A 12,003-nucleotide genomic window follows, 5' to 3' on the forward strand; every position below is an offset into this window, starting at 1 on the left:
ACTTGCGGCGGGCTCTATCCGAGATCGCCGCCTGCGCCAAGCCGCGCGGCGTCCCCCGGCTTTTTTGCACCCCCTCCGCGAACCTGACGTGCGGTCGGGGACCGTGCAGTCTCACCTAGAGTCTCGTTCCGCAACCGCGCCGTTCTACTGGTGGAAGCTGCAACCGTTCCTGTCCATTTGCTGGCGTTAACCAGGCTTTTACCAATCACGCCGGGTCGCCTCGTCACGGCGCTCCGACAGGGTCTGCGTCAGGCGGCGTGTGTGCGTAAGTCTCCTCCACAGGCGATGGGTCTTGGGCCTTGCGCTGCTCGGCCTCGCGGAAAGCCGCGTCGAGGCGAGCGATCTCGATGTGCTCCTGTTCGCGAGCCTGGATGCCGGCCGGTCGACCTTCTCCGCCAGCGGCGCGAAAATCGGGCTCGGCACCCGCGACAGGGACGGGCCGCTGGCCCTGGTCGCCATCGGCGACGGGGTGCGCATCGAACGGAAGCGATGCGGCTGCGGCGCGCCTGCAACGATTCTGTCGCTCTCGGCCCAAGCCTCCGCGCAACTCGGCTATCAATGGGTCCTGCCGCAGGGCGTCGTTGCCGCCTTTGCGGGATTCGAGACCCGATTCGACGGCGTGCGGGGCGTCCGCGACGGAATGCGGCTGCAGGCCGAGGCATGGCTGCGGCCGGACGAAAAAACACTCCTCCACGCGGTGACGGTCGCCGGCACGGCGCGCGGCAGCGTCTGGACCCGCATCGCCTGGGGCTACCGGCTCTGGGACACGTATCTCGGGCCGGAAGGCAGCGCCTATTTCGACGCCACCGGCTACGGAAAGGTCGCCCTCGGCCTCCACGCCACGGACTTCGTGCTGAAGAACACCCACATCCGCCTCTCGACGGGGATGCAGTGGGAATCCCACCGGACCCGCCCCGCCCCCTATTTCACGCTGACCACCTGGGCCTCGTTCTGATCCGCCGAGAGCGAACCGAGGAAGCGGGCGGCATCCGTGCGGATCTGCTTGCGGCGCGTGTCGTCCATGCCGGCCAGCGTGCGATAGGGCATCGCCATCCGCTGGTTGCCGGCCAGACGCTCCTCATTCTCGATGAGGAAGTTCCAGTACAAGTAGTTGAACGGGCAGGCCGTCGGGCCGGTCTTGGCCTTCACGTCATAGGCGCAGTCCCGGCAATAATCCGACATGCGGTCGATATAGGCGCCGGAGGCGGCATAGGGCTTCGAGCCCATGACACCGCCATCGGCCCAGAGCACCATCCCGTGGACGTTCGGCAACTCGACCCATTCGTAGGCGTCGGCGAAGACGACGAGGTACCATTCCTCCACCTGCGCCGGATCGAGCCCGGCGATGAGGGCGAAATTGCCCGTCACCATCAGCCGCTGGATGTGGTGGGCGTAGGCATGGGCGCGGGTCTGATCCACGACCTGCCGGATGCAGTGAAGGTCCGTCTCGCCCGACCAGTAGAACCACGGCAGCGGGCGGCTCGCGGCAAGGGCATTGGTCTCGGCGTAGGCCGGCATCCGCGCCCAGTAGAGCCCGCGCACATATTCCCGCCAGCCGAGGATCTGGCGGATGAAGCCCTCCGCGCAATGCAGCGGCACCGCACCCTCGCGATGCGCACGCTCGGCGGCCCGACACACCTCCTCGGCGGTGAGCAGGCCGGCATTGAGGGCCGGCGAGATCAGCGCGTGATAAAGGAACGGCTCGTTGCCCTTCATCGCGTCCTGATAGTCGCCGAAGGTCGGCAGGCATTCGGCGAGGAAGTGCTTGAGCGAGGCGATCGCATCCGCCCGCGTCACCGGCCAGGAGAAAGTGGCGCAGTCGCCGAAATGGTCGGGAAACTCCTGCTCGACCAAGGCGATGGCCTCGCGGGTGATCGCGTCGGGCTGGAAGCCGATCCGGTCGGGCAGGCGGTGGCCCTTGGGCAGGCGCTTGCGGTTCTCCGCATCGAAGTTCCAGCGGCCGCCCAGCGGTTCGCCGCCCTCCATCAGCAGGCCGGTGCGCTTGCGCATCCCCCGGTAAAAGGTCTCCATCCGCAGATGATGGCGCCCCTCGGCCCAGCGGGCGAAATCCTCGCTGGGGCAGAGGAAGCGGTTGTCGGCGCGGATCTCGACCGGCACCGGCAGGCTATCGCGCCAGCCCTGCATCATCTCCCAGACCCGCCACTCGCCGGGCTCCGTCACCACGATTCGCGCGATGTCGTGGCGGGTGAGCGCCCGTTCCAGTTCCCCGGTGAAGCTGCCGGTGTTCCCCGCATCGGTGAGGCGGACGTAATCGACCTCCGCGCCCTCCTCGCGCAACTCCTCGGCGAAGTGGCGCATGGCAGCGAACAGGAAGGCGATCTTCTGCTTGTGGTGGCGGACATAGGTCGCCTCGTCCCGCACCTCGACGAGCAGGACGACGTCGCCGTCCGTGTCGAGATCGGTGAGGCTGGAGACCCGGCGGTTCAGCTGGTCGCCAAGGACGAGGCGCAGGACCCGACCCTCTCGGGGCTTCTCGCGCGCTGGACGGCTGGCCACATATCCTCCCGGTCGCGAGGGCGACGCCGATGTTCCCACAGGGGTCGCGCCCAGGATAAAGCCGGCCTATGACCTCCGGTACCGGCAGCGCCCGGCCTTCCCGGCACCACGACGTCGCAGGCTTTCCATGAAGTTCGCCTTTGCGGGCATCGATTTCCTCGGTGGCGTGTTCGAGGCCCTGATCGAGGCCAACTGGACGCCGCTGAAGCTGTTCACCCGCCCCTGCGACGGCATCTACGACCATAACGAGGTGGTTGTGGCCCGCGCTCGCGCTGCGCGGATCCCGATCCAGCTGTCGAAGATCCAGCAGGCCGACCTCGACGCGCTGCATGCCGCGCACGGGCGGGATTGGGCGCTGGTGGTGGCCGGCTACCCTTGGTTGGTGCGCGGCTGGCGCGGTAAGGTGAACTTCGCCCTCAACCTTCACCCGTCGCCGCTCCCCACCGGGCGCGGCCCCTATCCGCTGTTCCGCGCGGTCCTCGACGGGTACGAGACCTGGGGCGTGACAGCCCATGTCCTGGCCGAGAACGGCTTCGACACCGGCGATATCCTCGCCCAGGAGATCTTCGCGATCGGCGCGGGCGAATCGCACGAGACCCTTCTGGCGAAGTGCCAGATGGCGGCCCGTCGCCTCGCCACCGGTCCCCTCGCGCGCGATCTGCCGAACCGGTGGAAACGCGCCGAGCCGCAGGGCGACGGCTCCTATTGGGCGCGGGCGACGGATGCCGACCGGACCCTCGACTTCCGCCAGGAGGTCGAGGCGATCCTCCGGCGGGTGCGCGCCTTCGGCACCGTCGAGACCATCGCCCGAATCGGCGACATGCGGGTCTTCATCGCCCAGGCCGACGGCTGGGTGGAGGCGCACGGCCACATCCCAGGAACCGTCGTCCATCGCCATCGCCGGCATCTCGTGGTGGCAGCGCGCAACGGCTACATCCAGATCCTGCGCTGGTCTCCCGCCTCGCAGGTGGAGGCGGCGCAGATCGGCCGCTAAACGAGCGCCGTATTTTCCCGCGTCATCGGACACGCGAAGCCGGCTTCCGTTTCCTCCCGGGCTGTTTTAGAGGATCAGGCAAGTTGCTCGGCCGGTCTGGGCTAGTTTAGTTCGTGATGTCACGCGCTGTGGTTCGCTCCTCTTGGGTGTACCGCTGGGGGGAGCGCTCGCCATGACGCAAAAGCCCGACGAGCAATCCGTCGCGGCCGAGGCGATCATCGTCTTTGGGATGGCGATCATCGTGGGCGCCGGCCTCTTCGAGTGGCTGGTGATCTCGCCCGACCATCCCGGCTACGCGCTGTTGCGCGTCCTCGCCGCGAGCCTCGTCGCGACGCTGGTGACGACGCTGCTGCCGGTGGAATGAGGCCGCCTCATTTTAGGCTGGACAGGCCCCGGCCGAGGGCCTAATTCCCATAACCGCGCGGGCGTAGTTCAGTGGTAGAACGTCAGCTTCCCAAGCTGAATGTCGTCGGTTCGATCCCGATCGCCCGCTCCACCTCTCCCCAAGCTGCGGCTGGCACGGCCGGGTCGGACGTTTTCTGGCCTCGATTTGCGCGGCCTGAGCAAGCATCACGTCATCCGAGCCAGCGTGTCGTCCTTCCAGCGCAGCCTGTGCACCATCGCCATCGCCGCGTGGCCGAGGACGACGATCATCAGCGTGAAGCCCAACCAGTAGTGGAAAAGGTCGGCGGGGATCATCATCCACGCGATCTTGTCGTCCCGCCCCGGCATCAGCGGAAGACCGTAGGGGGTGAACGGCTTGCCCGAGCCGTATTGGCGCAGCAGCGCCAGGCTCGGAATGACGACCATCAGCGCGTAGATCAGCCCATGCCCGAGTACCGCGGCCCGCCCAAGGCGGCCGTCGTGGATCGGGCGGCGCTTGATGTTCGCGAGCCCCCAGATCCCGCGAAACAGGACCAGCACGAAGAGCGTGAAGCCGAGGGTGAAATGGCTTCCGCCGATGAATCGCGTGACGGCTGTGTCGCCGATGGTGACGTAGAGCAGCGCCCCGGCGAATTGCCACGCGAAGAGCGCCGCCATGAGCCAATGGAAGGCGCGGCTGACGCGGCCGTAGCGCTGTGGGGTGTCGCGCCAGCCGGCCGTCGTCATGCGCGGTCCCCCGGTTCGTTCACGAGCACATCGAGCCGGTAAGCCTCCGTCGCGCCATGGTGGATCGCGCGGAGGAACGGATGACCGGTCGCCATGAACAGTTCGGCGGCCTCGTCGCCGCTCAGCGGATAATGCGTCACCCCCGTCCAATGCACCAGGACGATGGTGCCGCCCGGCCGCAAACTGCCCTTCACGCGCTCGACCAGACGCTCCACGTCGATGGGGTCGAGGAAATAGACCACCTCGGACAGGACGATCAGGTCGAACGTCCCCTCCGGCCATTCCCCGGGCACCTGGGCGCGGGCGAAGCGCACATGGGCCAGATCCTTGTTGCGGTCCCGCGCCTGCTCCAGCGCCTTGTCCACCACGTCGAGGCCGAGGACGGCATCGCAGCGCTCCGCCAAAGCCCGCGTCAGCACGCCGATCGAACATCCGACCTCGACGGCGGAGGCGAAGCGCGGGGCGGGCAGGGCGGCGAGGGTGGCCGCGTATTTCTCGCGCTCGTAGTCGCTGGTGGCCAGCTGCCAGGGGTCGGCGCTGCCGGCATACTGGCCGTCGAAGTAGCTCGGCGGCAGCGAGGACGTGAAGCGGCTCACGTGACGTCCCCGTCCCACAGGTCGCCGACGAGGCCGTCGGCCTTCAGGATCTCCGCAGCCGCGCCGACCAGGGCGCCATCGGGAGCGGGCTGGCGCAGGTAGGTCGCGAGATCGCGTGACAGGCGCTCCAGCGGATGACCGCGCAGGAAGCCCTGCAAGCCGACCGAGCGCTGCGCCAGTTGCAGCACGTCGAGCCCCGCGCGCTCGACGGCGAGGCGGACGAGGTTGATCGTGGCGACGATCCGCTCGGGCGGTAGGATGGCGTCAGAGACGGTCTCGGCGCCGCGCTTCACCCAGTTGCGGGCGCCTTCGAGGGCAAGAGCCCCCTCGCCGAGCCGCGCGAGCTGGTGCGGGTCGCCGCCACGGCCGGTGCGGGTGAGGTGGGCCCGCCACGCATCGAACACCGCCTCGATGCCGCCGAGTTGCACGGCCGCGAAGCGCCACGCCCCGCCGGAGAAGGCCGGCTGTCGGGAATAGGAGTCGGGCTCGCCGAGGATGTCCTCGTCGCGCACCGGCAGGCCGGCGAAGTCGAGGGTGCCGGTGGCCGAGGCGCGCATCCCCTGCGATTGCCACGCGGAAAGGTCGGCGCGGGTGCCGTGGTCGAGCGGCATCACCAGCATGAGCGTGCCCGGCACGCCGTCCCGCCGCGCGGTGACGAGGGCGCGGGTGACGTATCCCGCACCGGAGGCGAAGGTCTTCACGCCGCCAAGTTGCAGGCCGCCCTCGGCCTCCCTCAGGACGAGGCCGTTATCCGGTGGCTCGGTGTTCCAGACGCCGAAGAGGTGGCCCGCACGGGCGTCGGCGAAGAGCCGGGCGCGCTGGGCGGCATCGCCGTGCGTGGCGACGAGTTGCAGGGCGTTGACGTGGCCCTCGTAGAGCCGCCCGAGGGCGAGGCTGCCGTATCCGACGAGGCGCAAGACCTCCGCGAGGGCGCAGGCTCCCGGCTCGTCGCCAAGGCCGGTGCCGCCGGCTTCGGCGGGGATGGGGGCGGCCAGGAGGCCGAGGCGGGCGAGGTCGGCGACGTCCTCGCTGGGGAAGCCGTCGTCGCGATCCTGCGCGGCGGCCCGGAACGGCGCGGTCGAGGCGACGAGACGTGCGGCCGCGACCGCATCGTAGGCGAGGTCGAGCGGTGTTCTCTGGTCCATCCGTCTCTCACCCCGGTCCGCAGCGGCAACGTCCGCGACATGCGGCCTTGTGACGACAACCATACCGAGGCGAAATCTTTCACGGAAACGTTATGCGCCATCGCGGCGCATGCCCCGAACCGAAAGCTGGGGAGGACGCAGCGGCCTACGCAGGCTCGATCCGCCGGCCCGAGGCCCGGTCGAAGACGTGGGTCCTGTCGGCCGGAAAGGTCACGCGGATCGTCTTGCCCATCGCCGGGCCGCCCGTGGGCGCGTTCGGTGTGCGGAGGGTCAGCGTCGCCCCACCGGGCCGGGTGGCGTGGACCAGCATTTCCGATCCGAGCAGTTCCACCACCTCGACCGGCCACGCCATGCCATCGGAGGCGAGGGCGACATGCTCCGGGCGGATGCCGAGGAATACCGGGTGGCCATCCGGCAGCTCGTAGTGCTGCGGCCCGAGCGCGAACTCGGTGTCCTCGACCGCGATGGCGCTGCCGTTCCAGCGCATGAGGCCGGGCAGGAGGTTCATCGCGGGCGAGCCGATGAAGCCGGCGACGTAGGTGTCGGCCGGGCGCTCGAAGATCTCGGTCGGCGTCGCCAGTTGCACCGGCACGCCCTGGTGCATCACCAGCAGGCGGTCGCCGAGCGTCATCGCCTCGACCTGATCGTGGGTGACGTAGAGGCTCGTCACCTTCAGCCGGCGTTGCAGGCGGCGGATCTCGCCGCGCATCTGCACGCGCAGCTTCGCGTCGAGGTTCGACAGCGGCTCGTCGAAGAGGAACAGCTTCGGGTCGCGGACGATGGCGCGGCCCATGGCGACGCGCTGGCGCTGGCCGCCGGAGAGTTGGCGCGGCTTCCGATCAAGGAGCGCTTCGAGGCCGAGGAGCGACGAGGCGGCATCGACCTTGGCGCGGATCTCGGCCTTGCGCAGGCCACGGATCTTCAGCCCGTAGGCCATGTTCTCGTACACGCTCATGTGCGGGTAGAGCGCGTAGTTCTGGAACACCATCGCGATGTCGCGGGCGGAGGGATCGAGCTGCGTGACGTCGCGCCCGTCGATCAGGATGCGGCCGCCGGTCGGCGTCTCAAGCCCCGCCACGAGGCGCAGCAGGGTGGATTTCCCGCAGCCGGAGGCGCCGACGATCGCCAGCATCTCGCCATCGGCGAGCGTGAGATCGACCCCCTTCAGGATCTCGTTGGCGCCGAAACTCTTGCGCAGGCCGTCGAGCGTCAGGCCCGCCATCACTTGTCCCCCTCGGTGAGGCCCTTCACGAACCAGCGCTGCATCAGGAGCACCACCGCCACGGGCGGGATCAGCGCCAGCACCGCGGTCGCCATGACTTTGTTCCACTCGGTCGCCGTGTCGACGCCGATCATCTTGACGATGCCGATCACCACCGTGTCGAGCTTCGGGTCCGTCGCGACGAGGAGCGGCCACAGGTACTGGTTCCAGCCGTAGATGAACAGGATCACGAACAAGGCCGCGATGTTCGCGCCCGAGACCGGGATCACGATGTCCCTCAGGAAGCGGAGCGGCCCGGCCCCGTCCATCCGCGCCGCCTCAACCAGTTCGTCGGGGATGGCGAGAAAGGTCTGCCGGAACAGCAGCGTCGCCGTCGCGGAGGCGATGAGCGGAATCGTCAGGCCGGTGAAGCTGTTGATGAGGTCGAGGGACGACATGACCTGGAAGGTCGGGATCAGCCTCACCTCCACCGGCAGCATCAGGGTGAGGAAGATCAGCCAGAAGGCCGTCATCCGGAAGGGGAAGCGGAAGAACGTCACGGCGTAGGCCGAGGGCAGGGACAGGGCGATCTTGCCGAAGGCGATGGCGAGCGCCATCCCGGCCGAGACGAGCAGCGCCCGCCACACCGGCCCGGCCCCGGCCGAACCGTCGAGCAGCACGTCGCGGTAGACGCCGAGTCCGTCGAGGTTCGGCACGAGGGAGACTTCCCCTCGCGCGATGGCGGCGGAGTCCTGCGTCGAACCGGCGATGGCGATCCAGATCGGCAGGGCGAAGAGCAGGATCGCCAGGATCAGGACGGCGTGGGGAATGAGGTGGAGGGCGGAGCGGCGCATCAGGTCACGGCCTTCCGCCCGAGGAAGCGGAATTGCAGGGCGCAGAGCACGATGACGCCGACCATCAGCACCACCGATTGCGCGGAGGACGAGCCGACATTCGCGTTGACGATGCCGTCGAGATAGACCTTGAGCACCAGCGTCTGAGTCGATTGCCCCGGCCCGCCGGCATTCACCGCGTAGACCGTCGCGAAGGTGTCGAAGGCGGCGTAGACGAGATCGACCACAAGCAGGAAGTACACGGTCGGCATCAGCAGCGGCAGCACGATGGTGCGGAAGCGGCGGATGCCTCGGGCGCCGTCGATCCGCGCCGCCTCGATGATCGTCTTCGGGATAGCCTGGAGCCCGGCCAGGAAGAAGATGAAGTTGTAGCTGATCTGCTTCCACGCGGCGGCCAGGATGACCAGCGCCATCGCCTGTGTGCCGTCGAGCTTGTAGTCCCAGTCGATGCCGATCCGGTTCAGCCACGCCCCAACGAGGCCGATCTGCGGGTGGAACATCAGCACCCACAGCACCGCCGCCATCGCCGGCGCCACGGCGTAGGGCCAGATCAGCATTGTGCGGTAGAAAGCCCGCCCCCGGATCTCGGTATCGGCGAGGACGGCGAGCCCCAGCGCCACCCCCATCGAGAGGAGGGTGACGCAGCCGCAGAACAACGCCGTCCGCCCGATGGCCGCGACGTAGAGGGGATCACCGAACAGGTCGGCGAAGTTTTCGAGCCCGACGAATTCCGTGCTGGTGCCGAAGGCATCCTCACGCTCCAGGCTCGATTTGATGGCCTGGACCGCCGGCCACAGGAAGAAGACCAGCGTCAGCACGAGCTGAGGCAGGATCAGCAGCGCCGGCAGGAGCTTGCCGGGAAACAGCGTACGTCGTTCCATGGGTGGAGAGCGTCCCGATCCGCCGCGTCAGCCCCGGGCGGATTTCTGGAACTCGCGCAGCACGCGGTTGCCCCGTGCGACGGCGCTGTCCATGGCGGCCTGCGCACCCTGCTGGCCCTGGAGCGCCTTCTCGATCTCCTCGTAGAGGATCACCCGGATCTCCGGCAGGCGGCCGAGCCGCAGCCCCCGCGAGTTGGGGGTAAGCTCACCCCGCCCAAGCTGCTGCGCGGGCACGTCGGTGCCGGGGTTCTTCTCGAAATAGCCAGCCTGCTTCGTCGCCTCGTAGCCGGCGCTGGTCACGGGCACGTAGCCGGTGTGCTGCGCGTAGAGGGCGACCTGCTCGGGCTTCGAGATGAAGCCGTAGAAGGCGGCAACCGCCTTGTACTCGGCCTCGGTGCGCTTGGGCGCAGTCATGGCCCAGAGGCTCGCGCCGCCGATGATCGAGTTGTTGGGCTTCGGGTTCAGCGCCGGCTCGGTGGGCAGGAAGGCCTCGGCGTAGCGGAACTTTGCGTTCTTCACGATGTCGGCGCGGCCGGAGGACGAGCCGAAGCCGATGGCCGCCTGCCCGGAATAGAACACGGCATCCGGCGCCGTATCGCGGCCGGCATATTTGAACGCACCGTCCTTCGACAGGTCCATGAAGCGCTGGAGCTGATCGACGAAGGGCTTCGTGTTGATGAGGAGTTGCGCGCCGAGCCCGTCATAGCCGTTGCCCTCGGTGGCGTAGGGCAGGTTCTGGATCGCGGCGTATTCCTCGAACTGGATCCACGTCATCCAGGCGGAAGTGCTGGCGATGGGCGTCGCCGCCTTCGACGCAAGCGTGCGGGCGGCCTTGGCGAAGTCGTCGTAGGTGGCCGGCGGCTTGTCCGGGTCGAGTCCGGCTTTCTCGAAGGCGTCGCGGTTGTACCACATCACCGCCGTCGAGGAGTTGAACGGCATCGAGGCGAGCTTGCCGTCCGGCAGGCTGTAATAGCCCCGCACGCCGGGGATGTAGGCCTTCGGATCGAGGGCGAGCCCGGTCTCCTCCGCGAGCTTCCAGGCCGGCTTGATGGCCGGTCCCGCCTGCAGCATCGTCCCCGTGCCGACCTCGAAAATCTGGACGATGTGCGGCGCCTTGCCGGCGCGGTAGGCGGCGATGGCCGCCGTCAGGGTCTCCGGGTAGGTACCCTTGAACACCGCTTCCAGTGTCACGTCCGATTGGCTGGCGTTGAAGTCGCGCGCCAGGCGTTCGACCTCCTCGCCGTTGGCGCCCGACATGGCGTGCCACAGCACGATGGTCGTCTTGTCGCCCGCGGCGGCAGGGCCGGGTCGCAACGCGGTCCATGCGGCCACGGAGCCGACGCCCGTCAGCAGGACGCGACGATCCATTCAATGCCTCCCAAGCTTGGGCGCGCCCGCGCCGGGAGGCACCATGCACGGGCGCGATGACGGAATAAAGCGGCGTATCAGTAGCCGTGGTGATGATGGTGGTGATGATGTCCCCAATGATGGGGACGGTGGTGGCCGTGGTGGTGGTGCCGGCGGGGACCGTAGCCGTACCCATACCCATGATCGTGGTGGGGGCGGTGATGGCCCCAGCCGTGGTGGCCGTGATGGTGACGCGGGCCGTGGTCATACCATTGCGCGGAGGCGGCGCCGGGGACCAGCAGGAGCGTGGCGGCGACGAGACCGACGAGACGTGCCTTCATGGGACTGCCCTTTCATTTCACGATGAGGACAGTCTCGGGCCAGGGCGTTGAACCCATTCTGAAGCCGCTATGCAGTGTCCGTACAGGAACGCGGCGGGGCTATTCCTTCACGGCGCCGGTCAGCGCGGACACGTAATATTCCACGAAGAACGAGTAGAGGATCACCAGCGGCAGCGAGCCGAGCAGCGCGCCGGCCATCAGCGAGCCCCACTTGTAGACGTCGCCGTCCACGAACTCGCTCACGACGGCGATGGGCACCGTCTTGTTCTGCGTCGAGGACAGGAAGGTCAGGGCGTAGATGAACTCGTTCCAGCACAGCGTGAGGGAGAAGATGCCCGCCGAGATCAGACCGGGGAAGGCCAGCGGCAGGATGATCTTGGTGAGGATCTGCCAACGGCTCGCGCCGTCCATGAGGGCGCATTCCTCCAACTCGTAGGGGATGGTCTTGAAGTAGCCCATCAGCAGCCACGTCGAGAACGGGATCAGGATCGTCGGATAGGCGAGGATCAGGGCGATGGGGGAATCGAACAGCCCGTAGGCCTGGATGATCGTGGCGAGCGGAATGAACAGGATCGAGGGCGGCACGAGGTAGGCGAGGAAGATCGCCGCGCCGACCCAGCCCGCGCCCCGGAAGCGCACGCGGACGCAGGCATAGGCCGCGAGCACGCTGGCGAAGAGCGAGAGCACCGTCGCCAGCACCGACACGTACATCGTGTTCCAGAGCCAGCGGGGATATTGCGTCTCGAACAGCAGCTTGTGGATGTGCTTGAAGGTCGGGTCCACCACCCAGAACGGGTTGAACCGCTCCATATCGATGAGCTGCTCGTCCGGTTTGATGGCGGTGAGCGCCATCCAGTAGAACGGGAACAGCAGCACCGCGAGGATCACGAGGAGAGGCAGGTAGGTGGTCACGAGCCGCCGGGGCAGGCGGTCGAGATAGGCCATGCCCTCCGAATTGTCGGTGATCCCCGCCGGCCTTGCCTCCATGACGGGGTTGAGGCGCGGGTCGGCATGGGC

General features: G+C 68.0%; 13 protein-coding genes and 1 tRNA gene. 4 read left to right on the forward strand and 10 right to left on the reverse strand.

Going from position 1 to position 12,003, the window contains the following annotated elements:
• Positions 1-292: 292 nt before the first annotated feature.
• The gene (bcsS, locus tag AAHF99_RS12795) at positions 293-955 is read left to right on the forward strand and encodes a cellulose biosynthesis protein BcsS (protein WP_342164737.1); all 663 of its coding nucleotides are present in this window, start codon (positions 293-295) and stop codon (positions 953-955) included.
• On the opposite strand, the gene AAHF99_RS12800 is transcribed toward bcsS, so the two are convergent.
• Positions 922-2,517 carry a cryptochrome/photolyase family protein gene (locus tag AAHF99_RS12800; protein WP_342164738.1) on the reverse strand — a complete coding sequence of 532 codons (1,596 nt, stop codon included), beginning with the start codon at positions 2,515-2,517 and terminating at the stop codon, positions 922-924. The genes bcsS and AAHF99_RS12800 overlap by 34 nt on opposite strands.
• A 127-nt stretch (positions 2,518-2,644) precedes the next feature.
• On the opposite strand from AAHF99_RS12800, the gene AAHF99_RS12805 reads away from it, so the two are divergent.
• The 3 genes from AAHF99_RS12805 (at position 2,645) to AAHF99_RS12815 (ending at position 4,007) form a co-directional block, all read left to right on the forward strand.
• Positions 2,645-3,511: a formyltransferase family protein gene (locus AAHF99_RS12805; protein WP_342164739.1), complete on the forward strand. Its 867-nt coding sequence runs from the start codon at positions 2,645-2,647 to the stop codon at positions 3,509-3,511.
• A 172-nt stretch (positions 3,512-3,683) separates the two neighbouring features.
• Positions 3,684-3,875, forward strand: a complete 192-nt coding sequence (locus AAHF99_RS12810; protein ID WP_243952323.1) for a hypothetical protein — start codon at positions 3,684-3,686, stop codon at positions 3,873-3,875.
• Positions 3,876-3,932: 57 nt separating this feature from the next.
• Positions 3,933-4,007 (forward strand) — tRNA-Gly (locus AAHF99_RS12815).
• 74 nt (positions 4,008-4,081) lie between these two features.
• On the opposite strand, the gene AAHF99_RS12820 is transcribed toward AAHF99_RS12815, so the two are convergent.
• From AAHF99_RS12820 to AAHF99_RS12860, 9 genes are all read right to left on the reverse strand, one after another.
• Positions 4,082-4,621 carry a cytochrome b gene (locus tag AAHF99_RS12820; protein WP_342164740.1) on the reverse strand — a complete coding sequence of 180 codons (540 nt, stop codon included), beginning with the start codon at positions 4,619-4,621 and terminating at the stop codon, positions 4,082-4,084.
• The gene (locus AAHF99_RS12825) at positions 4,618-5,217 is read right to left on the reverse strand and encodes a class I SAM-dependent DNA methyltransferase (protein ID WP_342164741.1); all 600 of its coding nucleotides are present in this window, start codon (positions 5,215-5,217) and stop codon (positions 4,618-4,620) included. The genes AAHF99_RS12820 and AAHF99_RS12825 overlap by 4 nt, the downstream gene beginning before the upstream one ends.
• Positions 5,214-6,362 carry an acyl-CoA dehydrogenase family protein gene (locus AAHF99_RS12830; RefSeq protein WP_342164743.1) on the reverse strand — a complete coding sequence of 383 codons (1,149 nt, stop codon included), beginning with the start codon at positions 6,360-6,362 and terminating at the stop codon, positions 5,214-5,216. The genes AAHF99_RS12825 and AAHF99_RS12830 overlap by 4 nt, the downstream gene beginning before the upstream one ends.
• Positions 6,363-6,507: 145 nt before the next feature.
• Positions 6,508-7,584 (reverse strand): ABC transporter ATP-binding protein, encoded by a 1,077-nt coding sequence (locus AAHF99_RS12835; RefSeq protein ID WP_342164744.1) that lies wholly within the window; start codon positions 7,582-7,584, stop codon positions 6,508-6,510.
• Positions 7,584-8,417 (reverse strand): sn-glycerol-3-phosphate ABC transporter permease UgpE, encoded by an 834-nt coding sequence (ugpE, locus tag AAHF99_RS12840; protein ID WP_342164745.1) that lies wholly within the window; start codon positions 8,415-8,417, stop codon positions 7,584-7,586. The genes AAHF99_RS12835 and ugpE overlap by 1 nt, the downstream gene beginning before the upstream one ends.
• Positions 8,417-9,298 (reverse strand): ABC transporter permease subunit, encoded by an 882-nt coding sequence (locus AAHF99_RS12845; protein ID WP_342164746.1) that lies wholly within the window; start codon positions 9,296-9,298, stop codon positions 8,417-8,419. The genes ugpE and AAHF99_RS12845 overlap by 1 nt, the downstream gene beginning before the upstream one ends.
• A 27-nt stretch (positions 9,299-9,325) precedes the next feature.
• Positions 9,326-10,666 carry a sn-glycerol-3-phosphate ABC transporter substrate-binding protein UgpB gene (gene ugpB, locus AAHF99_RS12850; RefSeq protein WP_342164748.1) on the reverse strand — a complete coding sequence of 447 codons (1,341 nt, stop codon included), beginning with the start codon at positions 10,664-10,666 and terminating at the stop codon, positions 9,326-9,328.
• Between the two features lie 77 nt (positions 10,667-10,743).
• Positions 10,744-10,986 (reverse strand): hypothetical protein, encoded by a 243-nt coding sequence (locus AAHF99_RS12855; protein ID WP_342164750.1) that lies wholly within the window; start codon positions 10,984-10,986, stop codon positions 10,744-10,746.
• 99 nt (positions 10,987-11,085) lie between these two features.
• Positions 11,086-11,973: a carbohydrate ABC transporter permease gene (locus AAHF99_RS12860; protein WP_342165002.1), complete on the reverse strand. Its 888-nt coding sequence runs from the start codon at positions 11,971-11,973 to the stop codon at positions 11,086-11,088.
• Positions 11,974-12,003: the final 30 nt, after the last annotated feature.

Source organism: Methylobacterium litchii, assembly GCF_038442315.1.
GTDB lineage: Bacteria > Pseudomonadota > Alphaproteobacteria > Rhizobiales > Beijerinckiaceae > Methylobacterium > Methylobacterium litchii.

Excerpts from the sequence above, each read along its gene's own strand:
- AAHF99_RS12805 (WP_342164739.1), top strand. The coding sequence starts at position 2,645 with ATGAAGTTCGCCTTTGCGGGCATCGATTTCCTCGGTGGCGTGTTCGAG.
- AAHF99_RS12810 (WP_243952323.1), top strand. The coding sequence starts at position 3,684 with ATGACGCAAAAGCCCGACGAGCAATCCGTCGCGGCCGAGGCGATCATC.
- AAHF99_RS12820 (WP_342164740.1), bottom strand. The coding sequence starts at position 4,621 with ATGACGACGGCCGGCTGGCGCGACACCCCACAGCGCTACGGCCGCGTC.
- AAHF99_RS12830 (WP_342164743.1), bottom strand. The coding sequence starts at position 6,362 with ATGGACCAGAGAACACCGCTCGACCTCGCCTACGATGCGGTCGCGGCC.
- AAHF99_RS12835 (WP_342164744.1), bottom strand. The coding sequence starts at position 7,584 with ATGGCGGGCCTGACGCTCGACGGCCTGCGCAAGAGTTTCGGCGCCAAC.
- ugpE (WP_342164745.1), bottom strand. The coding sequence starts at position 8,417 with ATGCGCCGCTCCGCCCTCCACCTCATTCCCCACGCCGTCCTGATCCTG.
- AAHF99_RS12845 (WP_342164746.1), bottom strand. The coding sequence starts at position 9,298 with ATGGAACGACGTACGCTGTTTCCCGGCAAGCTCCTGCCGGCGCTGCTG.
- ugpB (WP_342164748.1), bottom strand. The coding sequence starts at position 10,666 with ATGGATCGTCGCGTCCTGCTGACGGGCGTCGGCTCCGTGGCCGCATGG.
- AAHF99_RS12855 (WP_342164750.1), bottom strand. The coding sequence starts at position 10,986 with ATGAAGGCACGTCTCGTCGGTCTCGTCGCCGCCACGCTCCTGCTGGTC.
- AAHF99_RS12860 (WP_342165002.1), bottom strand. The coding sequence starts at position 11,973 with ATGGAGGCAAGGCCGGCGGGGATCACCGACAATTCGGAGGGCATGGCC.